This window comes from Pseudomonas sp. GW821-FHT01D09 (genome assembly GCF_059422465.1).
This window is the reverse complement of record NZ_JBWKWY010000002.1, coordinates 275,166-300,084: the sequence shown is the minus strand read 5'-3', so window position 1 is coordinate 300,084 and position 24,919 is coordinate 275,166. Positions and strand designations below refer to the sequence as shown.

Annotated in this window: 29 protein-coding genes, 1 tRNA gene and 1 pseudogene; 7 read left to right on the top strand and 24 right to left on the bottom strand. The window is 57.7% G+C overall.

What is annotated here, in order from left to right:
• Window positions 1-26: 26 nt before the first annotated feature.
• A complete protein-coding gene (locus AC07W7_RS04255) occupies window positions 27-1,241 on the bottom strand; it encodes an EAL domain-containing response regulator (protein ID WP_495038803.1) in 1,215 nt (404 codons plus the stop codon).
• Window positions 1,242-1,424: 183 nt separating this feature from the next.
• Window positions 1,425-3,482, bottom strand: a complete 2,058-nt coding sequence (locus tag AC07W7_RS04250; protein WP_099170378.1) for a TonB-dependent receptor — start codon at window positions 3,480-3,482, stop codon at window positions 1,425-1,427.
• 261 nt (window positions 3,483-3,743) lie between these two features.
• On the opposite strand from AC07W7_RS04250, the gene AC07W7_RS04245 reads away from it, so the two are divergent.
• From AC07W7_RS04245 to AC07W7_RS04230, 4 genes and pseudogenes are all read left to right on the top strand, one after another.
• Complete coding sequence (locus AC07W7_RS04245; protein ID WP_495038802.1) at window positions 3,744-4,964, top strand: multidrug effflux MFS transporter; 1,221 nt, start codon at window positions 3,744-3,746, stop codon at window positions 4,962-4,964.
• 15 nt (window positions 4,965-4,979) lie between these two features.
• Complete coding sequence (locus AC07W7_RS04240) at window positions 4,980-5,591, top strand: TetR/AcrR family transcriptional regulator (RefSeq protein WP_076964677.1); 612 nt, start codon at window positions 4,980-4,982, stop codon at window positions 5,589-5,591.
• 349 nt (window positions 5,592-5,940) lie between these two features.
• Window positions 5,941-6,027, top strand: a tRNA-Leu gene (locus AC07W7_RS04235).
• Window positions 6,028-6,414: 387 nt separating this feature from the next.
• Window positions 6,415-6,603: pseudogene (locus AC07W7_RS04230) on the top strand (SOS response-associated peptidase family protein); the annotation flags it as partial.
• A gap of 22 nt (window positions 6,604-6,625) precedes the next feature.
• Here AC07W7_RS04230 and AC07W7_RS04225 read toward each other — a convergent pair.
• The 9 genes from AC07W7_RS04225 to AC07W7_RS04185 form a co-directional block, all read right to left on the bottom strand.
• A complete protein-coding gene (locus AC07W7_RS04225; RefSeq protein WP_076964673.1) occupies window positions 6,626-7,003 on the bottom strand; it encodes a hypothetical protein in 378 nt (125 codons plus the stop codon).
• Window positions 7,004-7,027: 24 nt separating this feature from the next.
• Window positions 7,028-7,591, bottom strand: coding sequence for a hypothetical protein (locus AC07W7_RS04220; RefSeq protein WP_076964672.1), 564 nt, complete (start codon window positions 7,589-7,591; stop codon window positions 7,028-7,030).
• Between the two features lie 293 nt (window positions 7,592-7,884).
• Entirely contained in the window at window positions 7,885-8,679 is a 795-nt protein-coding gene (locus AC07W7_RS04215; RefSeq protein WP_495038801.1) for a DNA adenine methylase, read from the bottom strand.
• The gene (locus AC07W7_RS04210; protein ID WP_236310303.1) at window positions 8,649-8,840 is read right to left on the bottom strand and encodes a Com family DNA-binding transcriptional regulator; all 192 of its coding nucleotides are present in this window, start codon (window positions 8,838-8,840) and stop codon (window positions 8,649-8,651) included. The genes AC07W7_RS04215 and AC07W7_RS04210 overlap by 31 nt, the downstream gene beginning before the upstream one ends.
• A 139-nt stretch (window positions 8,841-8,979) precedes the next feature.
• On the bottom strand, window positions 8,980-9,456 hold the full coding sequence (locus AC07W7_RS04205; protein ID WP_236362317.1) for a phage tail assembly chaperone: 477 nt from the start codon (window positions 9,454-9,456) through the stop codon (window positions 8,980-8,982).
• A gap of 2 nt (window positions 9,457-9,458) precedes the next feature.
• On the bottom strand, window positions 9,459-11,030 hold the full coding sequence (locus tag AC07W7_RS04200) for a hypothetical protein (protein ID WP_495038800.1): 1,572 nt from the start codon (window positions 11,028-11,030) through the stop codon (window positions 9,459-9,461).
• Window positions 11,030-11,614, bottom strand: a complete 585-nt coding sequence (locus AC07W7_RS04195; protein WP_495038799.1) for a phage tail protein — start codon at window positions 11,612-11,614, stop codon at window positions 11,030-11,032. Before AC07W7_RS04195 ends, AC07W7_RS04200 begins: the two co-directional genes overlap by 1 nt.
• Entirely contained in the window at window positions 11,607-12,728 is a 1,122-nt protein-coding gene (locus tag AC07W7_RS04190) for a baseplate assembly protein (protein WP_495038798.1), read from the bottom strand. Before AC07W7_RS04190 ends, AC07W7_RS04195 begins: the two co-directional genes overlap by 8 nt.
• Window positions 12,712-13,089, bottom strand: coding sequence for a GPW/gp25 family protein (locus tag AC07W7_RS04185; RefSeq protein WP_094066638.1), 378 nt, complete (start codon window positions 13,087-13,089; stop codon window positions 12,712-12,714). The genes AC07W7_RS04190 and AC07W7_RS04185 overlap by 17 nt, the downstream gene beginning before the upstream one ends.
• An 89-nt stretch (window positions 13,090-13,178) precedes the next feature.
• On the opposite strand from AC07W7_RS04185, the gene AC07W7_RS04180 reads away from it, so the two are divergent.
• Window positions 13,179-13,940 carry an HNH endonuclease gene (locus tag AC07W7_RS04180; protein ID WP_135948292.1) on the top strand — a complete coding sequence of 254 codons (762 nt, stop codon included), beginning with the start codon at window positions 13,179-13,181 and terminating at the stop codon, window positions 13,938-13,940.
• Window positions 13,941-13,947: 7 nt separating this feature from the next.
• Here AC07W7_RS04180 and AC07W7_RS04175 read toward each other — a convergent pair whose 3' ends face one another.
• The 5 genes from AC07W7_RS04175 to AC07W7_RS04155 are packed head-to-tail and all read right to left on the bottom strand — an operon-like array spanning window position 13,948 to window position 19,274.
• On the bottom strand, window positions 13,948-14,499 hold the full coding sequence (locus AC07W7_RS04175; RefSeq protein WP_495038797.1) for a phage baseplate assembly protein V: 552 nt from the start codon (window positions 14,497-14,499) through the stop codon (window positions 13,948-13,950).
• Window positions 14,499-15,608 (bottom strand): phage late control D family protein, encoded by a 1,110-nt coding sequence (locus AC07W7_RS04170; protein WP_495038796.1) that lies wholly within the window; start codon window positions 15,606-15,608, stop codon window positions 14,499-14,501. The genes AC07W7_RS04175 and AC07W7_RS04170 overlap by 1 nt, the downstream gene beginning before the upstream one ends.
• Window positions 15,596-15,802: a tail protein X gene (locus AC07W7_RS04165; RefSeq protein WP_236310233.1), complete on the bottom strand. Its 207-nt coding sequence runs from the start codon at window positions 15,800-15,802 to the stop codon at window positions 15,596-15,598. The genes AC07W7_RS04170 and AC07W7_RS04165 overlap by 13 nt, the downstream gene beginning before the upstream one ends.
• The gene (locus AC07W7_RS04160) at window positions 15,802-16,683 is read right to left on the bottom strand and encodes a phage tail protein (protein WP_495038795.1); all 882 of its coding nucleotides are present in this window, start codon (window positions 16,681-16,683) and stop codon (window positions 15,802-15,804) included. Before AC07W7_RS04160 ends, AC07W7_RS04165 begins: the two co-directional genes overlap by 1 nt.
• Window positions 16,683-19,274, bottom strand: coding sequence for a phage tail tape measure protein (locus AC07W7_RS04155; RefSeq protein ID WP_495038794.1), 2,592 nt, complete (start codon window positions 19,272-19,274; stop codon window positions 16,683-16,685). Before AC07W7_RS04155 ends, AC07W7_RS04160 begins: the two co-directional genes overlap by 1 nt.
• Before the next feature lie 19 nt (window positions 19,275-19,293).
• On the opposite strand from AC07W7_RS04155, the gene AC07W7_RS04150 reads away from it, so the two are divergent.
• The gene (locus AC07W7_RS04150) at window positions 19,294-19,554 is read left to right on the top strand and encodes a hypothetical protein (RefSeq protein WP_236310138.1); all 261 of its coding nucleotides are present in this window, start codon (window positions 19,294-19,296) and stop codon (window positions 19,552-19,554) included.
• 59 nt (window positions 19,555-19,613) lie between these two features.
• Here AC07W7_RS04150 and AC07W7_RS04145 read toward each other — a convergent pair whose 3' ends face one another.
• Window positions 19,614-19,928, bottom strand: coding sequence for a phage tail assembly protein (locus tag AC07W7_RS04145; RefSeq protein WP_236310137.1), 315 nt, complete (start codon window positions 19,926-19,928; stop codon window positions 19,614-19,616).
• A gap of 163 nt (window positions 19,929-20,091) precedes the next feature.
• Here AC07W7_RS04145 and AC07W7_RS04140 point away from each other — a divergent pair, with 163 nt between their 5' ends.
• Window positions 20,092-20,409: a hypothetical protein gene (locus AC07W7_RS04140; RefSeq protein ID WP_236310136.1), complete on the top strand. Its 318-nt coding sequence runs from the start codon at window positions 20,092-20,094 to the stop codon at window positions 20,407-20,409.
• A gap of 71 nt (window positions 20,410-20,480) precedes the next feature.
• Here the strand turns inward: AC07W7_RS04140 and AC07W7_RS04135 are convergent, their stop codons facing one another.
• Genes AC07W7_RS04135 through AC07W7_RS04105 form a run of 7 tightly spaced genes read right to left on the bottom strand, consistent with a single transcriptional unit; the run spans window position 20,481 to window position 24,913 of the window.
• Window positions 20,481-21,005, bottom strand: a complete 525-nt coding sequence (locus AC07W7_RS04135) for a phage major tail tube protein (protein WP_495038793.1) — start codon at window positions 21,003-21,005, stop codon at window positions 20,481-20,483.
• Window positions 21,005-22,429, bottom strand: a complete 1,425-nt coding sequence (locus AC07W7_RS04130) for a phage tail sheath subtilisin-like domain-containing protein (RefSeq protein ID WP_495038792.1) — start codon at window positions 22,427-22,429, stop codon at window positions 21,005-21,007. Before AC07W7_RS04130 ends, AC07W7_RS04135 begins: the two co-directional genes overlap by 1 nt.
• The gene (locus AC07W7_RS04125; protein WP_449103634.1) at window positions 22,419-22,631 is read right to left on the bottom strand and encodes a hypothetical protein; all 213 of its coding nucleotides are present in this window, start codon (window positions 22,629-22,631) and stop codon (window positions 22,419-22,421) included. The genes AC07W7_RS04130 and AC07W7_RS04125 overlap by 11 nt, the downstream gene beginning before the upstream one ends.
• A complete protein-coding gene (locus tag AC07W7_RS04120; protein WP_495038791.1) occupies window positions 22,628-23,116 on the bottom strand; it encodes a Gp37 family protein in 489 nt (162 codons plus the stop codon). The genes AC07W7_RS04125 and AC07W7_RS04120 overlap by 4 nt, the downstream gene beginning before the upstream one ends.
• Window positions 23,116-23,547 (bottom strand): gp436 family protein, encoded by a 432-nt coding sequence (locus AC07W7_RS04115; protein ID WP_495038790.1) that lies wholly within the window; start codon window positions 23,545-23,547, stop codon window positions 23,116-23,118. The genes AC07W7_RS04120 and AC07W7_RS04115 overlap by 1 nt, the downstream gene beginning before the upstream one ends.
• A gap of 3 nt (window positions 23,548-23,550) precedes the next feature.
• Window positions 23,551-24,531 carry a major capsid protein gene (locus tag AC07W7_RS04110; RefSeq protein WP_495038789.1) on the bottom strand — a complete coding sequence of 327 codons (981 nt, stop codon included), beginning with the start codon at window positions 24,529-24,531 and terminating at the stop codon, window positions 23,551-23,553.
• Between the two features lie 13 nt (window positions 24,532-24,544).
• Window positions 24,545-24,913 carry a head decoration protein gene (locus AC07W7_RS04105; RefSeq protein ID WP_495038788.1) on the bottom strand — a complete coding sequence of 123 codons (369 nt, stop codon included), beginning with the start codon at window positions 24,911-24,913 and terminating at the stop codon, window positions 24,545-24,547.
• Window positions 24,914-24,919: the final 6 nt, after the last annotated feature.

The window sequence follows — 24,919 nt, the reverse complement described above, 5'->3', positions numbered from 1 at the left end:
GCGCTGGCGCGTCTCCCCATCCGCCATCAGCGCGTGCTGCGCGACGCCGACTTCATTTCCAGCCACGCGAGCGCACGTACGGCCCCCATGGGGCGCGCGCACAGATAGCCCTGGCCCAGCTTGCAACCCAGCTTGAGCAAGCGCTGGCGCTGGCTCTCGTACTCGACGCCCTCGACCACGACCGCCATCCCCAACGCCTCCCCCAATGCCAGGGTGCTGCTGATCGCCGCACGGTTGCGGGTGCTGGTTTTCAGGTCGCGGGCAAAACGGGCATCGAGCTTGATTTCGGTAAAGGGCAGTTGGCACAGGCGCTCCAACGACGAGTAGCCGATGCCAAAGTCATCGATGGCCAGGCCGACGCCCATCATCCGCAGGCGAATCAAGGTGTCGAGCACGCCGGGCGAGATCTCCAGCAATCCACTTTCAGTGATTTCAAAGCTCAGGCGCGACGCTGGGATAGCGTAGCGCTCCAGGGCCTCACACAAACGCGGAAGCAGAGACTCATGGGCCAATTGCCCGGCCTCCAGGTTGAGCGCCAGCGACAACTCATGCCCCTGCTCCCGCGCCGCCTTGAGGAACGCAAGTGCCTGTTCGAGCTGGGCAAACAGCAGTTTATCCATCAGACCGAAGCGGCGGGCCTGCGCCATGAAATCCGCCGGGCACAACACCCCATACTGCGGGTGTTCCCAGCGCGCCAGTACTTCAAGACTGCTCGCTTCACCGGTCATTAAGTTGAACTTGGGTTGGAAGAATGCCTTGATTTCATGCTGTGCAATGGCCCGCTCCAGGCAAGCCTTGCTCGCGTGACCATAGCGAACCTGCCGAGACACGGGGTGCCCCGCCGCGACCGTTGTTTCCAGGTAGCGGGTCAACAGCGCTGCAATCGCCCCGGCCCGCACCGGGGTATCGACATAGCCCAGGAGGCTGCTCCCCAGCAGGCCGATCAGACGTTCGATGGCCTCATGCAGGTCTTGGGACCGAGCGCTGCACAGGATGATGGACTTGACCCGCCGGGTGCGGCTGAGCACTTCAAGGTTCGTCAGCCCTTGCACCCCATGCTCCTTGAGGGGGCAGAGCACAATATCCACCGGCCCTGTGCGCTCAAGCACTGCCAGGGCAGCGGCCACGTCGGCCACGCCCATCACCCATTCACACCCCGAGTCCTTGAAGACCTGGGTGGCAACGAGTTGCTTGAAAGGATGCTCTTCGACGACCAGAACACGAATCGGCAGAAAGGACATGAAAAATCACAGATGAAATGAAAGTGCCCCCATTCTCACGACTTCTCCTACCGGCGCATTTAGGAAAGCTCCTAAATGGAAATCGAAAATTCCGTGTTGGGTGGCTCTTACACGAGCTGAAAACGCCGTAGTGCACGTGTGGGAGCTGGCTCCCACATTCAATCTGCATTGTTTGCCGTTGCCCTACATGTCGTAGCGCAACACCAAACCCACCGTGCGCGGCGCGCCCACATCGACAATATCGCCGCTGCGGTTGTTGGTGATGTATGCCTTGTCAAAGGCGTTTTTCACAAAGCCGGAAACCGCGACGTTCCGGGTGACCTTGTACTCGGTGTTGAAGTTGACCAACCAGTAGTTGTCGCTCCGGCGCTCACCCGTGACCTTGCCTGCCGTATCGAACTCATACTCCGACGGCGCGGTGCTCTGATACACCAGGTCGGTGTTCAGGGTCAGGCGATCATTCCAGCGGTAGAGGCCGCCCAGGGACAGTTTGTACTTGGGCGAATAAAGAAATGCCTCGCCGCTCATATCGCGGCCGTCACCGGTCACGAAGTCCTTGTACTTGCCTGCGGTGATCGAGCCCCCAGCCGTCAGGGTCAACTGTTCGCCCAGGTCTTTCTCGACAAACACTTCCAGGCCCTTGATATCGCTGCTGCCGGCGTTGAATACCTGGACAAAGTCGGTGTTGCGCTCCAGCACGCTGACCTGCTGGTCCTTCCAGTCGGTGTAGTACAGGTTGGCGCGGGTGCGCAGGGTCTTGTCGAAGAACGAGCCACGGTAGGACAGCTCGTAGTTGGTGGTGTATTCCGGGTCGTAGCCCTCATGGCCGCCACCGGCACGCACGTTGACGCCGCCACCGCGATAGCCCTTCTGCACCATCACCCCCAGGTATTGGTTGGCGGCCAACTCGAAGTCCAGGCCCAGTTTCGGCAGGAGTGCATCAAACGACTTGCTGACCTTGCCGGGGCTGGAGAAATCGTCCTGCTTGATGTCGGTATCGTTGGTTTCGTGGTCATAGCGCAGGCCGGTGATCAGGGTCCAGCGCGGGGCGAATGTCCAGTTGATTTCACCGAATACGGCCTTGCTTTCAAGGGTCGTCTCGCCCTTGGCAGTGCCGAACAGGACGTTGTCGAACAACAGGCGGTCATGGAAGTTGTTGGTGTTGTGGCCGTAGTAGGCGCCGACAAAACTCTTCACCGTGTCGCCGCTGTAGTTCAGGCGCAGTTCCTGGCTGAACAGGTCGCCGTCCTGGGTGCGCAGCACCACCTGGTTGGCGTCGGCGGACTGGTCGAAATCCAGGCGCGCGTCGTAGTCCGAGCGGGTATTGGCGGTCAGGCTGGTCAGCGACCAGTTGTCGTCCAGGCGATAGTCCACCTTGGCGCTGAGGGTGTCCTGCTCAAGCTTGTCATAGGCCTTGGTGTTGGATGTCATCTTGTAATAACGGATCTTGTCGTTCTGGCGCATGGCCGAGTTGTCACCCTTACGGCTTTCGCCATGGGCGTAGGTCAGCAGCACATCCAGATCGTCGTTGGGCAGGATCAGCAGCTTGCCCCGGGCATTGCCGGTGCGGGTCGGGTTGGCGTCGTCATGCAGGGCGACGTTGTCGATATAGCCGTCGCCTTCCTGGTAATCCACGGCAATACGCCCGGCGATCTTGTCAGCAACCAGCGCGCCGCCACCGGCCACCGCCGCACCGCGCTCGCCGTAGTTGCCCATGTTGGTGCGCGCTGCAAAACTCGGCTCGAAGGTGGGGTTGCGGGTCTGGATCACCACCGCGCCGGCCAGAGAGTTACGGCCCTGGGTGGTGGATTGCGGGCCGAGGAACACTTCGACCTGGTCGACGTCCCACAGCGGCATCGGGCTGAGGGTCAGGGCGCGGTTCGGTTGCACGGCGCCATCGACGAATACCGACACCGCACCGTTGAGCGTGGCCGGGCCCTGGTCGTCGAAACCGGACACCGGCACGCCGCGAATCCCCCAGTTTTCATTGCCGGACTGGTTGTACACCCCTGGCGTGCGGGCCAATACATCCACCAGGTCACGGTCCTGCTTGTCACGCAGTTGTTGCTCAGTCACCACCACCACGCTTGACTGGGTCTGCTCCAGGGTACGGTTGATTTTTTCACCGGTGACGGTGATCGGCGCAATCTCCAGAGCGCTCGCAGGTTCTGCGGCCCACGCACCGTTGCACAGGCAGATAGCCGAACCCACCGCCGCCATTGTCGTTTTTTTGAAATTCACACCCTGCTCCCCTACGCCTGTTTTTTTGTTTTTCTGATGCCCAGAACGCTGTGTGTGCCCAGCCGGCGGCAGTCTAATCGAATCCTGATGGTAAAGAAATACAATTGATAACAACTCTCATTCAGCACTTCCAGTTGGAGTGTGACGAAGCTGATACCCCCGGGCACCATGGCGTTTACTCCACGTTGACCATTCAAAGGGTAGTCGTTACTATCGCCAAAACCTACCGACCGGTAGGCAGTTTTTTAAGTTGGAGGCTGTATGAATTCGCTCCCCACCCACAGGGCCTCCCTGCGGCTGGCTATTGGCCTGGGACTGATCGGCGCCCTCGGCCCGTCGGCTGTCGATATGTACTTGTCGAGCCTTCCCGAGATTGCCCGCGAGTACCAGAGCAGCTTCGCCAGCGTGCAGTTGACCCTGACGTTCTTCCTCCTGGCCATGGGCGCCGGCCAGTTGATCTTCGGGCCCATCGTCGACGCCTATGGCCGCCGCCGGCCCCTGCTGGCCGGCCTTGTGGTGTTTACCCTGTGTTCACTCGGCGCGGCGTGGGCACCGAGCCTTGAGGCCTTGATCGCCCTGCGCTTCATACAGGGCCTGGGCAGCGCTCTGACCCTGGTGGTGATCATGAGTATGGTGCGGGACGTCAGCGAAGGCGTGGCCGCAACCAAGCTCTTCGCATTGTTGATGACCATCGAAGGGGTTGCGCCAATCTTCGCCCCGGCACTGGGCGGGGTTATCGATACCCACTACGGCTGGCGTGCGGTGATGCTGGTCCTCGCCGCTTTTGGCCTGGCGGTACTCGGCAACAGTTGGCTGTCGCTGCCGGAAACCCTGGCCCCCAGCCAAAGGGAACCGCTGCGCCTGGGCGCGGTGTACCGGACTTACCTGGCGATCGCCAGGGACCGGCACTTCCTGCGCCCGACCCTCGCCGTGACGGCGGTGTTCTTCTTTCTGTTTGCCTACATCGGTGGCGCAACCCTGGTGTACCAACAAACCTACGGCCTCAGTCCACAAGCGTTTGGCATGCTGTTCGGCGTCACCGGCGTGGCCATCCTGATGGGGGCGATGAGCGCCGGTAAGCTGGTCAGCCGGCTTGGTTTGCGCCGCCTCTCGTTGATCGGCGTGTCGTGCCTCGCCGCCGGCTCAGCCATCGCCCTGGTTTCCAGCGTTACCCACCTGGGCCTCCCCGGTATAGTGGCGGGTATGGCCGTGGCCCTGTTTGGCCTGGGCATCGCCGAGTCCACGCTGATGTCGCTGGTGATGTCCTCGCAACAACGTGCCCTGGGCTCCACCGCCGCACTGCTGGGCGCCTTCCAGCTGTCGATCTGTGCCAGCGCGACACCGCTCTCGGCCTTGGCGCTGACCTACGGACCGGTGGCTTGGGCAACGTTGCTGTTGGCCAGCGCATTGTTGACTTGCCTGCTGACCACCATCAGCCTCCCCCGGGGTACAGGCGAAACCTTTGACCTGGCCGGGCACTGATCAAGGAGCACTACCATGACATCCACCGTCCTGACCTCGGCTGCCGAACGCATCGCGCACCTGGCCCTGGAGCAATTTGCCGAGCATGGCTACGACGCCGCCTCACTCAATGACATCGCTGTGCGCGCCGGCATCAAAAAAGCCTCGCTGTACGCACACTTTGCGAGCAAGGATGCGCTCTACGTGGCCGTACTCGAGCTCGCACTGCGGGCCGAACGTGACTACGTGCAAAGCCAATTCGCGAAAAACGCCCGATCGATCAAGGCCCCCGGCGAGGTCTATCTCAACAACCTGCAACGCCGCCATAGCGCCAATGAATCCCTGCGGTTCCTGCTACGGGCCGCGTTTTACCCGCCGACGCCGCTACGAGACGTGGTCATGTCCGGGTTCAATGACTACATGGCCACGATCCGCAGCCATTTCCAGCAGGCGCTGCTTAAAAGCTATCCAGACATCGATGAACAAACCCTGGAGGTACTGGCAGAGGCCTACCTGGTGATGATCGACAGCCTGCATGTAGAACTGACCTACGGCGACGCACAGGCCTACTCACGCCGCCTGGAGGCACTGCAACGGTTAGCGCGGGCGGTGGGTTACGCTGAGATTATTCGTCGGCTGCGTGGATAAGCACGCTGGCGGGGCTTGGCGTAATGCTGTCCAGTTAATCGGCAAACATAAGTGTGTCTGTGGTCGGCATTCCGACCACAACGCAGGCTTGCTGGGTAAACGCGGCGCCCTCTGATTCTGCGCAAGCAAGCTCGCTTGTACAGTGGGCCTGTTGTCACACGCCCCTCCCCGGCCAATGTAGATCACTGATATGGTGGGCTTTTTTCCCAAGCAGGCACACCCGACCAGGCAGAAAAAGAGCACATGCAAACTTGCGCCAAGGTGCCTTGATCTATATATTCCCTAGCCTGCTGCACTGCTCAGGCGCTTTGCTGAACAAAGCCTGCTTGAGTCGCTTCATCGCGCTGCCGCCCGAATGGCGAAACTGGTAGACGCATGGGACTTAAAATCCCCCGCTCGTAAGGGCGTCCCGGTTCGATTCCGGGTTCGGGCACCATAGATATCAAGGGCTTGCATGATGAACCTCATGCAGGCCCTTATCTTTTCTGCTCCGCAATTTTAGGCCCTGCTCCGCAACTCTCTTCCCGGCGTCCTGCCGACAGCTCACAATCCACCACCAAGCAACCCAACTGCTGCGCTGTTCACTCCAAGGAGGAACACCGATGCCGAACTCTGACCTACTCCCTTCCCTACTGTCCAAAGTCAACGAAAACCAACTCGCCCTTGAAGCGGCCATCATGGAGCTTACGAACTGAGCTTTATCACAAGCAAGCTAAATTCACTTGAATGGGCGCTTGCGCGGGCTACAAATGGGGCCTGGGGAAGCCCCCCATGAAAATTTTGCCGAGTGATCTAAGCTGAAGTTTCTACCGAGGGCTTGCCGATGTGCGGAAGACTTTCACAGTACAGCGGAATTCATGACTTCGTTACGGCACTGAGCATGCCCAACGCCCTGGCAAACTCAGTGGGTGAAGCACCGCTTGAGCGTTACAACGTGGCACCAACCACCCAAGTCGCCCTGCTCCACCAGCAGGATGAAACGCTGCACGCAGACCTGGTGCGGTGGGGTTGGCTTCTTGCCAGTGGCCCATGCGCTACCCTGCTGGTGCCATCTCGACCGCTACACAACGCCCTTTCGTCCGCACCTTCTGCACCAGCCGCGCTCTGTTGACGAACACATTGATCTCGCAACTGCCTGAGTGCTGTACGTCTTCCCAGTATTCTGCGTGCACAAGTTGCCCGTTCTGCGGCCCCGTGTAAGTACCCGCTGCTTCACGTGAGACATAGCTACTGTCACGTACATACCTAAGCACTACCATATCTTCCGCCGGCGCCACCATGATCTGCCTTGGCACACCGAAGAAGTCGATCAGTTCGCCCACCGGGCGATCTTTCCAGGCACTGCTGGCCGACAATGATGCACAGCCACTGAGCAAGGTGGCGAGCAGGGCCAACATAAACAATCGGTTCATAAGGTCTTCTCCCTGAAGGTCGCGTTACTTGGCAGGCATCTGCGCGAACCCTTCATCTATCTTCTGCATGATGGCCGTCTTGGCGGCCTCGCGGTTCAATATCTCGAAGAACTGCGGCCCTGCCTTGCTCATTTGCGACGCGGACATCACACCCAAGTGCTCCATCTTCTTGGCCTGGCGTTCAGTCGGCTTACAGACAAAGTCACGGCTTTGCACCAACCAGGCGTCAGGTTTGCTCTGCCATTGGCTGGAATACTTCGTATTGCGAAGCTCATTGAACACGCTGCGAAAATCCGCTGCCCCCATTATTCGCACGCGGTTCTTCGCACAATCGATTTCGACATCGTAAGCGGTGAAGTTGGGTTTACCGGGCTCTTCGTAAAGTTGATAGACACCCAATGATTTCGCGCCACCTGGGCGATTGACGATGTGAGTGGGGTCGCCGTCTGCGATGAACACCTGATTCTTGCCCAAGGCACCTTGGTGGTGAACGACCCAGAAGTCGCCCTTCAGCACTTCGCTCGCCTGGGCAGAGAGGGCACTACACAGTAATGCGACAGGTAGGAGATGCCTTGTAAAAGCGATCATAGGGGCGGTCCTTTGCCGTTATTTTTGAAGACAATAGCTTCACACCCTGGATATGAGGCAAAGGGCCACCTAGCACATTCGTACTATTCATAAGAGACTTCTACGCCAATACCATCGTGACACAGGCGGCCATGCGCTTCGGCGCTAAAGCACTAGAAAAAGGATTTTGGAAAATGTTAAAGAAAATAACCATAGCTGGTTTCACTCTTGCACTTGATGCCGAGCGCGAAAAATTCGCGCTCTAATCTGAGATAAATAGCTTCAGGTTCTTTTGCATCCGTTGCAACAGAATATCAAAACAGACCGGCAGGTTCGGCCTGAATGTCCCAGCTGAAGATCAGCACCTCCTTTGCGTCGCTCCCTTTACCACCACCGACTGTGTACTTGATGTCGGTAGTCTCCATATGAAAGCCAGCGAACACCCTGCGGATGTCCGGGTGGTCGTTGAGGCTGACGATAGCCTTTCCCTTGATCTCACCCAGAAGTTTGGCCATGTCTTCATATTGCTCAATCCCAAATGGAACGCCATAGCCCTCGGTCTGCCAGTACGGAGGGTCGCAATAGAACAACGTGTGTTCACGGTCGTACTTCTTCATCACCTCCTGCCATCCAAGGTGTTCTATATAGGTGCTGCTAAGGCGTAGGTGTGCTGCCGACAGTGTCTCCTCCAGTCGCAAGAGGTTTAGACCTGGTGGTGTGGTGGTTGCCGTACCGTATGTCTGGCCATCAACACGACCGCCAAAGGCAGATTGCTGCAGGTAATAGAACCTGGCAACTCGCTGAATATCTGTGAGGGTTTCCGGCCTGGTCATCTGCAACCACTTGAAAACCTGACGGCTCGACAAGGCCCACTTGAACTGTCGGACAAACTCCTCCAGGTGGTTCTGAACCACCCGGTAGAGATTGATCAGGTCGCCGTTGACGTCATTAAGCACCTCGATAGCTGCCGGTACCGGCCGGAGAAAGAACAGTGCGGCACCTCCTGCGAACGGTTCGACGTAGCAACTATGTGCGGGAAACAGCGGGAAGATGCGGTCGGCGAGACGGCGTTTGCCGCCTATCCAGGGGATGATCGGTTGCGCGGACATGTTGCCTCCTGAAGGTTTTGAACGCTCGATGGCGGTGTCAGGAGGCTCTCGGCCTTCAAATGGTTAAGTGTCCGGCAACGCGGGCACTTGATCTGTAACTCAGCGAATTCACGCACTGCGGCGAGCTTCCGGCCACAATGGCCACAACGTATCTCTTGCATCATCTGCAAACCCTTTGCACTTCTGGTAGGCTCCCTGTCGCTCACGTGAGCGGGAGGGCCTTGGCTGGTTTGCAGGCTAGATCTGCTGACTGGCGGTCAGCCAAGGTGCTCGAACACCTTGGCTGACAGCCCTCTTCTATTACTGAATTGTGGTTTGCAACCACAGCGGTTCTTTTGGCCGCAGGGTTGGATCAGGGAAACCAGGCTGACTCGGCCAATCCCGAAGATCCAGTCTGTACGCCTGCAGCGCCTGGTACTCCTCTTTGCTCAACGTAGTGTCGCGCTCAGCTTCCATTTGGTCTCGATGGCGTGTCACTAGCGGGTCTGTTGTACCCAACTGACGATCCCTCCAGGCACGTTCCTGTCCCGCTAAATCCTCCAGCGGGACCTCAGGTTTGATCCAGGTAGGTCGCCCCTGCTCGTCGCTGCCACGGCGCATTCCTTGCGGTGGAGGCTGCTGACCGTACATTTCCCATTCTTCAACTGTTACCTCTATCGCGTCTTGCGGCCACGTACCCGCAGCGTCATAGGCGCTCCGTTCAGACAGAAAGAGGAAGGCCCGATCTTGAGCGCTGAAGTAAATCCTTTCCGGCGTTTCAGTTTCTTCGTCGATCATCTTTATTTTCCAATGGCAAAAATCAGCGGTTTAACCAGGGACTGGTTGCCCGTGCCAAACCATTGAGGGAAGACTTTCACCCCCAGACGGTCCCAATATTCCATCTGGAACATCTGATCCGAGAGGGTGTTACTGCTCGTAGAGCGAGTGAAAACACCGGCGAAAAGACACTGGCTGGGGAATGCAACGGGATGGCTAATTGCCGGGTAGGAGTCGGTTTCCGCTCCTGCGAGCGGGCCTTCGTACCACTGGATGTACAAAGGGCCGCTGCTGGTCGGGATCACCAAACGACCGTTGGCCGTCATGGCTGCAGCTGCAAGCACATCAGCGGTGTTGGCCTTGAGCGCCAGGGCATTGGTTACATCAACCGTGTTCGCCTTGGTTGCAGGATTGAAATTGCCCTCAGTCCAGATTTTCTTATCACCCCAAACCAAATCGCCCAGTACGGACATTTTGAGGTATCGAGCGAACTTTCCCGACCAGTTAAAAAGGATTGACGGCGCCCAGTTCAGATCGGTCTGACCGCCAGCGACCTCATTAACTTCCCTGATCTCAATCGCGCCGCCCTTACCATCGGCACCACCATCCGCCCCCGCAGCAACCGAACCAGCCAACACCGGCCGCTGACGACTGGGGGCACCTATCAAAAGTGATGTGGCCTTATCAGCCTTGAGGCCCAAGGCGTTGAGAATCGTGGTAGCAAAGTTGGGATCGCCGCCGAGAGCATCAGAAAGTTCCTTGAGCGTATCGAGTGCGCCAGGGGCCGAGTTAACCAGAGCCGCAATGGCGGCTGCAATTGCGGCATTCGCCTGATCCTTGGTGAAAGCATCGGCAATACCGTAGCCACCGAGGGTCGTGGCCTTGTTGGCTTTGAGGCCCAGAGCCGCCGTAACATCAGCGCCGTTCGCTTTGCTGGCGGGATCGAAGTTACCAGCGTGCCACAGAGTACTCCCACCCCAGAGCAAGTCGCCGACACTCGACATAGCCAAGTCTTTGGCCTTTTGCCCTTGCCAGTGGAAAAGCACGCGGGGCGCATACGAAAGGTCCGTCTTGGTATTACCGACCGCTTGGGCTTCACGAATCTGGAGGGCCCCACCTGTGCCGGAACCGTCAGTGCCGCCAGGGAGAGGGGCAGCCAATACAGGCAGTTGTTGGCTGATAACCCCAACACGCAACGCGTCAGTGATGCCATAACCGGCCAGTGTCGTCGGGTTAGAGCCTGAAACTGCCAGCCCTTTTACGTTGAACTGAACCTTCGTATATGTTCCCGCCTCAATGCCGCTGTCTGCAAGAGTCAGAGTTATCTCAGTATCGCCACTCCCGTCATAGCTCCCGCTGCCAGTCGCAGCCCCTTTGAACTTCAATGTGCGGCCCGTCGCCAACTTTGCCGCGACCGCCACTGTGGTTGTGCCATCAATTATCTTGGTGATCGCAGCCTTCAACCAAGCCGTCCGGTTACCCAGTTGCTCGGCCTGCTTGTTTGAGATCCCTCCCGGACCGCCAAGGACCCGATCAGACGTCTCAATCTGATACGTGCCTTCAGAAAAATCTTCTGTTTCCGGCAAGTTAGCCATCAAACACTGCTCCCATGGTTATACAGCCCGTCATAGTGAGCGGCGCCGTTGTAGCGGATGGCCACGGCTTGATATTCAAGCGAGGCAAGGCGGCGCCCAGCGGGCGCGATTGAGGACAACATGCGACGGATCAGATAAGCCTGATCGTTGGTAATGGGGTCATTGAAGATCACGCGATAGGCAGCCCATGCGCGCGAGTCACCGTACAAGTACAGTCCGTCAAACATGATGCTGCCGTCGTACTGGCGTCCGCCGAGCCCTTCCTGCAGCTGGACTTCACCGAAGCCCAGCAAGCGAATGATTTCGCGGATCGCCCAGGGCGTTCCCTTGTAACGATGAAGCTCGACTGCATTTTTGATCAGGTTCCTACGAGCATCCTCCGATTCAGCCAGCATCCAGACGGCCTCATCGAGCAGGCTGAACTGGTCGGCCAACACCGGCAGTAAAGGCGCTTTTACCAGGTCGACCAGGTACACCAACATTGGGTTGAGGTCGATGCCGGCATGACGCTCTTCAAGCAGTTTGCACAGCAATGCAAAGCGCTCATCGCCCGCCAGTGCGGGAGGTAGGGTCAGTTCAGCCATCAGCAGTCCCCGCATAGAGGATCTCGATGCCGGAGCAATCTGCCCAACCATGACGCTGCAGGTCCAGCGTTGCGGACGGTAGTTCCAGAGCAGATCGATACACGCCCATCACTTGAAGCCTGGCGTTGAGCTGCTCAGGCACGATGTCTATGCCTAATCCGGCTCGCAGTTCCTGGGCGTAATTCTCGGCGGCCTTTTGCACAGCAGCCAGAGTGGACTCCTTGTCGGTCCAGGAGTACAGGGTGATATGCGATCTGATACGCCAGTCGATCCGGTCCGGCATCTGCGCTCGCACCGTGTCACACAAGGGGCGCAACTTTTCCCCGCTCAGATAGCTTTCGACTTGTTCCAGGAGATTTGCCGTAGGCATTCCCGTCTCAGTCAGAGGGTGTATCGCGACCTCGCCATCCGGTAAGCCGTCGTCGGGGCCACGTACTGCCACATCAATAATGGACTGGTGAACCGACAGCGCGTGGTACCGATAGGCGCCGCGACTGCCTGCTGTGGTGTAAGCCTCAGGGGCAAGGATGATCCGCTCCTTGTAGCGGTCGTCAGACTCGTCCTCTACGCCATCCGCAGGCACCGTGCTGTTGCTCGCGGCCAACCCGGCGAACGGTTGACCGACCAAGGTATTGATCTGGCCGATGGCCCAGCCGTTTCCAATCACGCCCGCTGTTTCGCAGATTGCGCGTACTTGCACTGACAGTGTTCCAGCTTTGATTACCGCGTCCTGTCGGGTGAGGAAGGCCACAGCACCATTTTGGGTGGTGATCCGGGTGCCGGTTGGAATCAGGCGATCCTGTGGCTGAACCTGCGATGCAACGAATAGGAACGAACAGACCGCACCCATAGCCAACAGGCGCGGGGTGCCGACGAGGTCGCCCAGGTAATCAAGGATCGGCCCACTACTGAAGCGCACCAGAAGCTTTTCCCCGGCACTCTGGATCGCAGCCTTGATGCGGGCCTCCGAATAGGCCACCTGGTTAATGAAGAGGCGCTCGATCTGGGCCGGGAACAGCGACTTACCTGAGTCTCGCTCATAGAGCGCAATCAGCTCAGCCTCAATCGCTGCTGGGTCAATCTTGACGAACTCGGGTTTAGGCAGCTCGCGCATAGGGCACCTCAGTCAGTTGAGGAATGCCGTCGGCCACACGCCATTGCACACGTACGGTGACGTGTTCGACGTCGATGTTGACTTGCACCTGGACGACGGATACGCGGGCTTCCCAGCGGCGAATGGCGTCAACGGCTTCACGCACCAGGTGCGGGGTAACTCGGTTTGTGGGCCAGTCGATATATAGATGAAGGTCGCTGCCGAACTCTGGTCGGTGGGCATCACTGCCCTTGGGTGTGGTCAGGATGATGCGTATAGCCTGGTCAATGTCGCGGAGGCCCTCGACCACCTCGCCGGATGCGCCGAGGGCAGGCTGCCAGTGGGCGGCAGTGATACTGGTATAGGGAATGGGCGTCGTCATGCCCACATAGTGAATATGTCGTCTACGCTAGACTTTTAATCGAGTTTAAAGACAGTTACATCAAACCTAAATTGGGCAGGAAACTTGGAATGGAAAGAAAACCAAAAATAGCCGTACGCAGACACCTTCGGAAAGAAGTTGGCTTTGGCTGCCCAATTCCTGGTTGTGGTAGTCCATTTCTAGAGTGGCATCACTTTGATCCGCCTTGGCGCGAGAAAAATCATCATAACCCTGAGGGGATGATCGCCTTGTGTGTCGAGCATCATGCCCAGGCAGACGGAGGAGCTTTTACCATTGAGCAGCTCAGGAGTTTCAAGGGCTCGGCAGATTTAGCTGCAGAGGTTAAAGGACGGTTTAACTGGATGAGAAATGATCTGTTACTGGTTCTTGGTGGCTGCTATTACCTGGAAACCTATGAAATTCTTCGATACAAAGGAGATCGAGTGATATGGCTGAGCCGGGACGAGGAGGGATATCTGCTCCTGAATGTTGCCGAATCAACCGTAGACGGTGAGCCGAGGTTTTCCATGGAAGAAAACTTCTGGACAACGCATGGCAAGGAGATAGATATCGAGTGTCCCCCCTCTGGCAAAAAACTTTCAGTGAAATATGCCAATGGTGACTCTTGCTCGGTGGAATTTCTGGAGTTAGCGAGTGAGGAGGCGCTCAGGAAGAGGTACGCGGATGCTCCAGCTGATCTGTTTAGTATCAAAACCCCCATCACGGCAGTTGAAGTGACCTTCCGATTAAAAACCGTAGGCGTAGATTTTGGTCCAAAGAAGACGATACTGGGGGGGAACTCCTTAAGCCTATTTGTCAAAAATTGTGGAGTCGGAATCGATATCCGTTAGTAACTAATCAATGGCTGTGGTTACTCGAATTACCCTCGACATCCATAACGGCTCCTGTTGCATTGACATTGCCGTCCACATTCAGGTTTCCATTTACTTGTAGGTCGCCGTTCAAGGCGACCTGTGGAATATTCAATGTCGCCGACGGCGCGTTTACTACCACTGGCTCTCCAGCTTCAACCGTGATGTTCCGCCCACACTTCACAAGCAATGCCCCCACACAATCCAGCGTCATGACCCCAGCTGCACGGTCGTAGGTTGAAACCGTCCCATCACTGAAGCGGACATAATCAGTATCTTCGTCTACGACTGGCGGCGGCTCAGCAGTCGAGTAGATCCCGCCCAGGTACACACCACCGACACCGTCGGCATCTAGCAGCACCGCGACCTGCTCCCCCAGTTCGGGCATCAGAGGACGACGCTGAGTACCCTGCGTATTGCGCTGGGGCACGTGGAGCCAATAGCTCTCAATGCCATCACGGTCATCCAGGCGGACCCGCACGCGGCAGGATGGATAGTCCACGGCACTGACCTCACCGTACTCAAGCTCAATGCCCATCAGGCCACCACTTCATGCTGAATGCCGTAGGTCGACAACGCCAGGTCAGGCTTGGTATTGGCCAGGGTCAGATTGATCAAGGGTGCCGAGATGCGGCAGACCTCTTTATCCACGGTATAACCAGAGCGGGTCACCCGGTGATGTGATGCGGTGATCAAGTAGTTACCACCGAGCATGCCCGCCGCAACCAGAGTAACCACATTGCCGCTCACCAGGCCCGGTCGCCCAATGCAGCTCCAACTGCCAGTGGTGCGTTCCCTGTTGGTTTTAGCCAGCTCAGCTTTAGCCTTCGCTTTGGAGACTTCTGCCGAGGCGCTGCGCTTACGCTGCTTCTTCGTATCGGCGCTGGTGGTGGTCTTGCTGGAGCTGCTGGGCACGGCTACGGTTTCTCCGTTTTCCATCTTGTAGGCAATCAACTGCTTTTTGGTCGGGTCTTTGTGCTTCACCTCGACGGCCTTAGGCACCACAGTGATCTGGTCACGCAGTCGGACACTGGCAAGGTCCTTTAACACTAGGCTGGCCACCGACACGCCCTTGGCCAAGTCGCTGATTGCGTGGAACACCATACGTCTGCCGGTCACCTTGAAGGCATAGTCGTACTCGCCGGCCAGGTTACGCAGGAAGGCCAGGTCCGACTCCTGTTGAGTTAGGCGATCCAGCTTGATCGGTTCGATACGACCGATCAGCTCCAGCCCTTGACGGGTGGCAATCTGCTTGGCGACCGCGTCCAGTGTCATGTTTTCGTAGGCTTTATGCTCAGTGGTACGCAGCGCTGTTTGAATGCCTGCGCCAAGGGCACGAATACTGATGGTCGACGGTGGACAGTTCAATTCGACCTCATCTATTTCAAAGCTGCCCACCGCCCGCAACGGCTCGCCTTCCCAGCCTATGGACAGTTTCAGTGTATCGCCGTGCCCTGGGTACCAGGCGTCCCGCCATTTGCCCTCGGTATCCTCCAGTTCTACCTCCAGGCTGTCAGCTTCCCCCGTCAGGAAGTCGTCGTAGGTCAACGACAGCAAGTGCTTGGTGACATCACGGGTGATATTGCGCTGCTGATAGGTGAGCACAAAGCGCGCCTCGGGTACCAGCTTGGGAATCAACGCATCCATGGTGGGAGATCCTCGGTCGAGGTCACGGCTTCCAGCATAGGGATGGCTAACGTCAGCCCAGCTGGAAGCGCGGCGGTGATGGGCACATGGGTGTTTGCTTCGACAATGGGCAAATAGCGGTGAGCGTCACCGTAGTAGCGCCAGGCCAACTGATCCCAGCGCTCTCCCTCGGTGGTTACGTGGGCGATAAACATCAGGCTCTCCGGGTCAGTACTTGAGCTGCCAGGCCTGCAAGGCGAGTGCTGGCGCTGTTCAGGGTGGTCGCTGCCTGTCCAAGGGACTCGCGGGAGCTGGCAAAGCGGTCGGCGATATTGCCCAGATCCACCGGGTTGAGGCTGGACCGAGAGCCCATCACGCTGCCCAACACGTTATCGCTCAGGCGGGACAGATCAGCGCCATCGTCAAGCAATCCGGCTGCGAGCTTGAAGCCCTGTAGCGGCTCAATGGCCCTGGCAGTGATGCTCAACAGCTGCGGCACCTGACCAAGAATCATGGACGGGTTGCCACTCTTCACGGAGTCGTACACGTTCTTACCCGCACGCAATACGTTACCTACGGTTTTGGCGTGCGCGATAGCCATCTGCGTCGGGCTAGCGGGCGGGGTCAATTTAGAGATCAGCCCCGGCGATCCCATGGCTGCTGCAGCGGTTCCACTCAATGCCGGATCAAGCAACCCTGGTCGGAGTACTCTGCGATTAAACGCTCCGGTGTACTCCTTCAGGCTGACCTGGACTGTTGCTGCAGCGATTTGGCCCACAGCAGTCCCACGTCGCATCGTGTTACTGATGTCCGTGATGACGTAGGCGCCCAAGTACTCGCCGCTGCCCATCACGAATGCCAGCGGCTCATGCTTGCTCTTGGCCTGACGCAGTGCCCGTAGCCGCTCCTCGGGATCACCCAGCATCGGATGCAAAACCATCGTAAGGTTGCAGGCGTCCAGGCCTTCGCCAATCCACTCCAGTAAGGGCTTGCCCTGGATACGAGCATGTTCCGCCCAATCAGCGGTGCCGCTTTGCTCCAGGCCACTGATGCCGCCTGCAACGGTGAACTCAATGTCTCCCAGGATCGCGAACATCAGGCGAAGCCCTCATCAGGTGAGCCGTAGCTGCGGCGACGTTTATCGTGGTTGTAGCGCTCCATAAATTTGACCCAATCGGCATAACCTGCCTGCAGAGCCAGTCCTACCTGGTCGCGTACATCAGAGCCACCGGGCACGTTGATCTGCGGAGAGAAGTGGTAAGTAGGCTGAACACTCGCACCAGGTGCAGCCCCTTGTCCCGCACCTGCGAAGCCTCCCATCATGCTCGCCCTGGACACATCAGCCGGGTTGGGCGGCAGCATGTCGACCTTCGACTGCGTTGCCATTCCCAAGGCGGCCCTGCGCACCAGGTCGGATTGCGAGGTGATGCCAATGGCCGCTCCCTCGCTGATGTTCGCCCCGTAACCCATGAACACGCGGCTTGGCGACTGGATGCCCAGGGTCTCGGTAAACCAGCCTTTCACCGACGATCCGATGCCTACCACGCTATCTTTCAGCGCTCCGGCCATATTGCTGATGCCGTTGACCAGCCCTGTCACCAGCATGCCGCCGAACTCACTGAACTTTCCGGGTAGCTCAATCCCGAAGTAGCTCATCACGCCAGCAAAGGCGCGGTAGAACAGCCCGAGCGGAGAGAAGTCCAGGATCAAACTGGTGATGCCGGACAGTCCGCCGTTGAAGCCAGCTTTGATTTCGGTCCACAAGCCGCTGAAGAAGCCCTTGATGGGCTCCCAGTAGCGGTAAATCAAATAGGCTCCGAGGGCAATGCCGGTGATCAACAAGCCGATTGGGTTCATCAGCAAGGCTCGGCCCAACCAGAGGACGGCCTGACCCGCGAGTTTCAAACCGAACAGCAATGTTCCGCCGAGGATCTTGCCCAGGAACAAACCACCACGTGCCACCATCATCAACGGTGCGCCGAGGGCCATAGTGACGCCACGTAAGAACAGGCCACTGTACCGCGCAACCGTGAGCAAACTGCTGCCAATACGGTTGAGGCCGCTGATGAAAGGCGCGAACTTGCCCATCTGCCACATGCCACGCAGCAAGGTCCATTTGGCAGATACCGTGGTGATGGTGGTGGACATGGCCACGAACGGCGACATCACCAGGTTGGCGCCGTAGGCGAGTCCGATGAAGGCCAGCTTGCCCAGCAGCAGGCCACCGACGAGACCAACTACACCTTTAATAATGCCGGGGTTTTCGCTTGCCCAAGTGGAGAACGATGCCATTACTGGAACCAAGGCCTTGGTCACATCTACTAGGGCAGGTAGCAACGCATTACCTACCGAAATGCCTATGTCTGAAAGATTGGTCTTTAAACTTTTAAGCTGCTCTTTAGAGCTGCCCATTCGCTTATTCCAATCCTCATCCAGTACACCTTTATCCGCAGCATCCTTACTACCTGATTTAATATCACCCAAGTTTTTTTGGTTTGCGAGCGCAGGACGAACAAACGAAAGTACTTGCTGATCAACAAACAGCTCTCCCAATTTGTAGGCTTCATCCAATCGGGCGAGCGCTATTTGCTTTTCTTGGTCATCTTTTAGATCCAGAGCTTTCCCATATTGGGCAGCAGCTTCGGGCGCCTTCTTCCCGAGATGCACCGTCAATATTTTGATCATTGCTTCAGCAGGCGAAAGACCTTCGCTGACTAAATTCTTCATGCTGCTTTTAAGATCAATACCCGCCTTCTCAAAGGCCTTTATCGAATCTGGGGCGGTAATTTTTGAAAGGAAGTTTTTGAAGTTGTTAGCGGCCTCATCATTCGTGCCTGCGCCGCGCCGAGCTATTTGCAGTGACGCTCCGATTTCAGCAACTGCTCTTTCGCCTGTAACCCCCAGTGCAGCGAACTGTGGGGTCAACTGTGGCAACCATTTTGCCATGTCAGCGAGTTCGAACTGGCCGCTTTTCCCGGCGAATGCCAGCATGTTCATTGAACGCTCTAAACCAGCAGCGCCAATACCCAGGTTATCGTTCAGTGCAATAGCAACAGAACCAAGATCGTCCATGCTAGCTCGGGTGGCGGTAGCGGCCTTGGCCATTACTGGAGCGTAAGCCGCGAGTTCCTTGGCGCTCGATATACCCCCAGCGATCAAGACACCCGTACCCTTGGCCACGTCGGTTTGAGTTTGGTTCCACCTCAACGCGGCCCCACGCATCACATCGCTAAGGCGTTTTTCCTCGGCCTCGTCGAAGCCGCCTGTAATGGCGATGTCACGAGTCTGGTCTTGAAAATCGATAGCAGTACGCATCGACTGCACCACAGGCGCGCCCAGAGCGACTCCAGTGCCGATGGTTTCCATCGCCTGGCCACGCAGATCCCCGCGTTTGTTTTTCAGCGTTTCGCCACGGGCAATACTGGTATTGAGGCGCTCCTGCTTGGTCTTGAGCTGCTCAATGGTGCGGCCGACCTGGTCGTATTGCCGGCGAAGGCGCTCGACACCGGTACCGCCCCTGGCGATAGACGCCGCTAGCTCCGTGCCCATCAGTTTCTGCTTGGTGGTCAAGCCATCGGTAGCGCGGCCCAGCTGCTGCACAGTGGACTTAGCCGAGCCAAACGCGGCGTGCAGGCTGCCCGATACCACGGCACCAATCTTTAACCCGACGAGGACTTCATTAGCCATAATTTGCTACGCTGTAAGCATGTTTGAAAAAGCCGCTCTGCTCACCGCCAAAACCCTTTATGCACTGGCCATCGGCGTCGGTGTGATCTGGCTTGCCGGGCTTTGCCTGGCGAACCTGCCCTTGTGGGCGGCGGTGCTGATGTTCTGCCTGGGACTGCCGTTGCTTGCCCTGGCAGCCGCCCCTATAGCAGCGAGCGGCGCGTTACTGGCGGGAGTGGTGGTTGGGTTGGTAGCTTTGCTCAGCGGTTCATTTGCTCGGAAAGTTCGATCCGGCGGTTGATCTCTCGCTGACATACATCAACCCAAAATCCGTACCGCTCCATCTCCAGTTCATCGATCTCAGACGGCTGCATCCTCAGTACCAGCAGCAGCGCCTCGTCCCAGGAATTCAGCAATGTCTCGTCCGTTGGACATTTCCCGCAACACCTCGGTGGCTGACTTGGAGTCAGCAATATCAAATTCCAGTAGGTCTTCCAGAGTAATGCCGAGCATCTTGGCGCAGAGCATGTCTTCCATGGCGCCTTCGTCCTTGGCCACTGCCTGAGCTGCACTGATGTCTTTGCGCTTGAGACGTTTGATAGGCAGAGATTTGAGCTGGTCGCCCGTGCCTGATTTGAAGGGAAATTTGAGGGTGAAACTGACTTGGTCGGCCACGTTTGATACTCCAGGTTGATCGAGTGATCGGTTGCTCTATGAGAGCCCTGAGTGTCGCGTCTGGACGTGGCGCTGGCTTTTAATCGAGTTTAAAGAGACAGTAATTGTTGGGGGCACCAGGCACCTTGCGCATTACTGTTCATCACGAAAGGAGTAAGAAAGCATGAGTAACGATCACGAATTCAGTTTCAGTGGTTTGGTAAGGACGATACTCAACTTATTGATAGATTCTTGTCCTTTGCAGGTTGAGATTACCGTTGAAACACTGAACCTTCCAAAGGGGGATTACGAGAAGAGTCCACCGTCTAGTGGGCTCATTCTGGGTTTTTATAATCAGACTCCAGAGGAGGAAGTTCTGAACAGCACGCTTGAATGGCTTATCGCTGAGGGCTACATCCGAGCAGGAGCGCGTGATCACTACGTTGCTACGTTGCAGACTCTGAAGCTCTACGGATCAGTTCCAAGTGCGCTGAGTTCTTAACAGGCCAACGGGCTATCAGTGAGGGATTGACAAAGCTGAAGGCATTTTGCTTAGCAAAATGCCTTCAGCTTTTATGCCTGACCGATGTTCTTCCGGTACTTGGATAGCTGATCCTCACCACCTACGCGGAAGATGTTGGACAGGTAGTCCAGTCGCACGATTTCCTCACCGTTCAACAGCTGGCGCACGTAAGTGGCTGAGAACGGTGTTTCGAACTTGGTGGGGTCACGTGGTTTGTAACTGCCCAGGGCGTATTCCTTGAAAGTCACCGTCATCAGCGTGACCAGCGGGACTTCATCCACCAGCCCCGCACTGTTGAACACTTGTACGTTCGAACGGCACTGCAGCTGCACACTTTTGAACGGTGTGGCCAACTTCTTCGCCGCGTCGTAGTAAAGGCTGTTCCACACGATCTTGCCTTCCAGCTTGTCGAGACCGTCGGGCAACTCAATCAGGCCGACCATGCCCAGTCCTTGGAAGTCAGACATCACGGCTTTGACCGTGCCGAGTTCGATCTCCTCGCAACGAGCGAAGAAGCTGTTGCCGTCCAGGTATACGTTCGCGTTGGCGATCCGATGCGCGCTAAAGCCAGCCATTATTCGGCTCCCAGTTTGACCAGGTATTCCCCGGTAATTTCGGTTTCAAAAGTGCCGCGTTCAAAGGGCACCGGCACGGTGAGCTTGTAGTTGATCAGCAGGTTGCCCAGTTCGACCTGCGTCTGTGGATTCCGTGTCGGGTCAAACCAGCACTCACCGCCGAGCAGAGCCTCGTCGCCGATCAGCTTGCGGAAGAACTGGTTGACGCTTTCAGTCAGGCTGTCGATCAGAGAGTTCGTGATCGGCATGTCAACGAACTGCAACGAGCTGTAGCGAATCGATTCGTCGGCCACATCCTTGGTCCGGCGCACGTTTTCGAAGTTGCGCATATGGGTCACGGTGGGCCATGCCGCCGTTCGGTTGCCCCAGAGACGCAGGCCGGTACCGAACGAATTGAACACGGTGGTCACGCCGTTTTCGTTAAGCAGGTTGACTTCGCTGTTCGGATCATCGACCCGCGCCGTCAGTGGCCGCTCCAGACCGATGACCCCAACCAGCTCCTGGTTGGAGCTGGACCACCAGTAGCCCTTTTCGTTATCTACCTTGGCCCGAAGGCCTGCGGCACGGATCGACAGAGGCTGCAGCCGGTCGCTGTTGGTGCGTGCGTTATAGACTTTCACGTGGGGATAGCACAGACGCGCCCGGTCGCTGCTGGTGTTGAAGTTGATAACTCCACGTGGCCCGCGACCCGCAATTACCTGCTGCACGGTGCTGCCGATGGGGGCATCAATGTAGGCAACGCCGCCCAGTTGGGTTGCTGACGCGATCAGCTCTACGCCCACCGAGTTCAAGGTACTGAACCCTGGCGCGATGAAAATCTTGGGGAAGAAGCCAAACAAGTTGTAGCTATCCGGGAACGCCTTCAAGCCCGTGCGGCGACCAGCCAGGGTGACCGATCCGATGATGTCAGCCGGAGTGACCTTGCTTGGATCAGTATGGGTGTAGTCCGCCTTGACGTTGGCAGCGGCAGGAATAGCGCCAGACGGCAGCCGCGTGACGCGACCGGTCAACAGGTCCACCGAGTAGTCGGTATCAGGTACATAGGTGGTGGCACCGTCCTCGGACTTCAACGCCAGAGTTTGCAACGCGCCGTGCTGCACCTGTAGCAAGTCGTTGTCCCCGAACGGGCGAGCCTGGCCGACGACATTGCTGCGATGCACCGCTGGATCAAGCACGTTGATCACCAGCACAGTCCCGGCGCCAAACACGTGAATCCCCGCAAGTGCATCGGCAATGCTGAAGCCTTCCAGATCTGGACCAAACTGGGCGTCGTCCACTTCGGTCTGCGACAACGTCAGCTCGTTGACCGGACCAATCGGTGCAGTACCGACCAAGGCAATGACCGCCGACTTGACCACGCGAATAGCCCGAGGGCCGCGCTCGACCTCGATAGTCTCGATGCCGTGTAGATAGTTAGCTGGCATTGGCTTTTACTCCTTTCTTTTCGGTGGTCGGCAGCAACACCAGGTGCTTCAGCTCCAACAACACCAGGGTGTATTCGTGATCAGCTGGAAGCTCGACCGGCTGGCCAGGTAACAGCTGCACGTCGAGCAGTTCACGCGACTCGCCAACGCGCAGCGATGCGCAGCTCTGAGGGCCGGTGTAACGGTATCGGGTCAGTGTCATGGGTATTCCTCGAAGCGGACTTCTTTCAGTGGCGGGCCGTCTTCAAGGCCCATGAGTTGTAATTGCACTGCGCGAGTGGAGATGCTCAGGCCGTATTGCCAGAGCCCCTGTACCTGACCGATAAAGTTCTCGGCTGTTGGGCGACACGTCATATCGCAGTACGGTGGCTTCCAGCCGGTCAGGCATTCGCGGATTCGATCCAGGTAGCTGATCGCGCCGCTGGTGCCATGAAGCTGGCGAAACACCAGCGTCAGTTGAAAGCTCATGTTGCGTGCCTGGAACACCGCGTCAGTGGACTCTGATGCACCGAACGTCGATTTCCCGTATGCAACCAGGATCGCGCCACACGCATGGTTGAGCCGGTACTGGACAGGGTTTTCGGGGAACAGCTCAATGGCCAGCTCGCGGTCAAAGTCCTTTTTCAACCGAGTGACAAAAGCGTCCAGCAGCTGCTCGGTTTGTGTTTTTGCCCTGGGCTGGCTCATCAGTAGCGCTCCCAGCGGTCATCCGTGAATTGAGGACGTCGCGCACGAACCCTGATCTCACCAGGCTCCGGCGCGGCTTGGCCGGTCGGCATACCCAAGGTGACTACGCCGTCGCGGATGCTTTCCAGCAGCTTGATGGTGTCCTTGCGGCTGTCCTTAACCGCATCGGGCACCATACCTTCCGGCCTACGCTGATAAAGCCAATGCCGAGCCAGGTACACCGCCGCATCCCGCAACACCGTCGGCACTGGATCAAGGGGCAGGTTGTAGCGACCACGTAGGTAACCGTCGACCAGTTCCTCTGCCTGGCGTACACCGTCCTCGATGACAGACTCGTTGGGGGTCTCAGCCGCTGGATCGTCATTGGATAGCTGAATCAGCGTGCGCTCAGGGATGGCGTTGCTGACGTCAGCGCGGGTGCAGTAGCGCATAGGTCAGCCCAACTTCAGCTCGACCAGGGCTTCAGGAAACAAGCACATGGCCAATGGGTTGCCCTGGGCTTCCAGGTCCCAGCCTTTACCCAACCGACGTGGCTCGGCCTTGCTGTAGAACGGTTGGCCGAGGGTGTTCACGGTCTCGTTGTAGTTGGCGGGTGCGTTGAACATTCGGAATACGCCACGGGCCAACGGGAAGACCTGAGCAATATCCGTTGGAATAAACCGTTGGCTGCTGACCGTAACGTCGTACTCGATAAATTCGATGCCGCCGAAGGTGAACCCAGAGCGCACATCACCACCGAGTCGATCCTGGGCTTCCTGATAATTGGCAAATGCGGCCTTGACCTTCTCATGATCAATCAACGCATCGAACCAATCCGGCCCGCACAGCGCCCGAAAACCGGTGACCATCACACCGCCGAGCTTCGACTCGGAATGGCGCTTGGCGTCGAGGCATGCCTTGCGCACGTTGGTGCTGGCATTGCTCAGGGCCACAGTCACTTTCTTCTGGGCGACTTCAAATTCCTTGTACAGGTCGAACATGGTTTCGCCGTCCGCATCCAGCAGCTTGCCGCGCAGCGCGCCGACACGTTGGAACTCGCGGGTGGCCTCAATGCTGTTTTTCAACTCCTGCAGGTTGTCATTGATTACGGTCGCAACTGGCGCGGCAGCACCTTCCTGACCAAACGCGGCAACCCCTTGCAGTTGGCTTGGCAAAAGAGGCCGAGAGATCGGCAGGTGCAGGGTTTCAAAGCTGCGGCGTTTGCGTTTACCTGCTTTCACCGGCGCAGGATCGTCATTACGTGACGTGTTGGGCACCAGGACCAGACGCCCCTCGCGCTCGTCGATCACCACGCTGGTGCTGTTGACGCCTTTCTCGTCGAACAAGCCCATGGCGCCGACTTTTCCCGGAATGGCCGGGAGTTTGTTGATGGCCGCCGTGAGGTTGGCAACGCTGAACATGTCTTGCAGATTCATGGAGTACTCCTAGTTAAAGGGCCGCACGAGCCACAACGCCCAAGGCATTGAGTTCGTCCAGGGCAGTCGATTTTTGGGCTTCGGTAATGCCTTCCGGCCAAACCAGTTCGGCGGTGGCAACAACAGCACCGCGAGCAATCGCGACACCTGTCGTGTCACCTGCCGTTGCGTCGATGTGTTCGCCAAGTACCGCAGCTGCCTTTTTTGCGGCACCAGTGCCTGCAAGGTCGAGCACCTGGAACTTGCCAGCCACCTTGGCCAGTACCTGCCCGAACGCGTAATTGACGCCCCCCAGCAAGGTTGCTTTTTCTTTGGTCCAGCCTGGAGCGACCTCTACCAGCAGCAAGTCGCCCAGGTCTTTGGGCTGATTGAACGTGGCCATGGGGCC

Coding starts and splice junctions, on each gene's coding strand:
- AC07W7_RS04255 (WP_495038803.1), bottom strand. CDS start 1,241: ATGTCCTTTCTGCCGATTCGTGTTCTGGTCGTCGAAGAGCATCCTTTC.
- AC07W7_RS04245 (WP_495038802.1), top strand. CDS start 3,744: ATGAATTCGCTCCCCACCCACAGGGCCTCCCTGCGGCTGGCTATTGGC.
- AC07W7_RS04240 (WP_076964677.1), top strand. CDS start 4,980: ATGACATCCACCGTCCTGACCTCGGCTGCCGAACGCATCGCGCACCTG.
- AC07W7_RS04225 (WP_076964673.1), bottom strand. CDS start 7,003: ATGAACCGATTGTTTATGTTGGCCCTGCTCGCCACCTTGCTCAGTGGC.
- AC07W7_RS04220 (WP_076964672.1), bottom strand. CDS start 7,591: ATGATCGCTTTTACAAGGCATCTCCTACCTGTCGCATTACTGTGTAGT.
- AC07W7_RS04215 (WP_495038801.1), bottom strand. CDS start 8,679: ATGTCCGCGCAACCGATCATCCCCTGGATAGGCGGCAAACGCCGTCTC.
- AC07W7_RS04210 (WP_236310303.1), bottom strand. CDS start 8,840: ATGCAAGAGATACGTTGTGGCCATTGTGGCCGGAAGCTCGCCGCAGTG.
- AC07W7_RS04205 (WP_236362317.1), bottom strand. CDS start 9,456: ATGATCGACGAAGAAACTGAAACGCCGGAAAGGATTTACTTCAGCGCT.
- AC07W7_RS04200 (WP_495038800.1), bottom strand. CDS start 11,030: ATGGCTAACTTGCCGGAAACAGAAGATTTTTCTGAAGGCACGTATCAG.
- AC07W7_RS04195 (WP_495038799.1), bottom strand. CDS start 11,614: ATGGCTGAACTGACCCTACCTCCCGCACTGGCGGGCGATGAGCGCTTT.
- AC07W7_RS04190 (WP_495038798.1), bottom strand. CDS start 12,728: ATGCGCGAGCTGCCTAAACCCGAGTTCGTCAAGATTGACCCAGCAGCG.
- AC07W7_RS04185 (WP_094066638.1), bottom strand. CDS start 13,089: ATGACGACGCCCATTCCCTATACCAGTATCACTGCCGCCCACTGGCAG.
- AC07W7_RS04180 (WP_135948292.1), top strand. CDS start 13,179: ATGGAAAGAAAACCAAAAATAGCCGTACGCAGACACCTTCGGAAAGAA.
- AC07W7_RS04175 (WP_495038797.1), bottom strand. CDS start 14,499: ATGGGCATTGAGCTTGAGTACGGTGAGGTCAGTGCCGTGGACTATCCA.
- AC07W7_RS04170 (WP_495038796.1), bottom strand. CDS start 15,608: ATGGATGCGTTGATTCCCAAGCTGGTACCCGAGGCGCGCTTTGTGCTC.
- AC07W7_RS04165 (WP_236310233.1), bottom strand. CDS start 15,802: ATGTTTATCGCCCACGTAACCACCGAGGGAGAGCGCTGGGATCAGTTG.
- AC07W7_RS04160 (WP_495038795.1), bottom strand. CDS start 16,683: ATGTTCGCGATCCTGGGAGACATTGAGTTCACCGTTGCAGGCGGCATC.
- AC07W7_RS04155 (WP_495038794.1), bottom strand. CDS start 19,274: ATGGCTAATGAAGTCCTCGTCGGGTTAAAGATTGGTGCCGTGGTATCG.
- AC07W7_RS04150 (WP_236310138.1), top strand. CDS start 19,294: ATGTTTGAAAAAGCCGCTCTGCTCACCGCCAAAACCCTTTATGCACTG.
- AC07W7_RS04140 (WP_236310136.1), top strand. CDS start 20,092: ATGAGTAACGATCACGAATTCAGTTTCAGTGGTTTGGTAAGGACGATA.
- AC07W7_RS04135 (WP_495038793.1), bottom strand. CDS start 21,005: ATGGCTGGCTTTAGCGCGCATCGGATCGCCAACGCGAACGTATACCTG.
- AC07W7_RS04130 (WP_495038792.1), bottom strand. CDS start 22,429: ATGCCAGCTAACTATCTACACGGCATCGAGACTATCGAGGTCGAGCGC.
- AC07W7_RS04125 (WP_449103634.1), bottom strand. CDS start 22,631: ATGACACTGACCCGATACCGTTACACCGGCCCTCAGAGCTGCGCATCG.
- AC07W7_RS04120 (WP_495038791.1), bottom strand. CDS start 23,116: ATGAGCCAGCCCAGGGCAAAAACACAAACCGAGCAGCTGCTGGACGCT.
- AC07W7_RS04115 (WP_495038790.1), bottom strand. CDS start 23,547: ATGCGCTACTGCACCCGCGCTGACGTCAGCAACGCCATCCCTGAGCGC.
- AC07W7_RS04110 (WP_495038789.1), bottom strand. CDS start 24,531: ATGAATCTGCAAGACATGTTCAGCGTTGCCAACCTCACGGCGGCCATC.
- AC07W7_RS04105 (WP_495038788.1), bottom strand. CDS start 24,913: ATGGCCACGTTCAATCAGCCCAAAGACCTGGGCGACTTGCTGCTGGTA.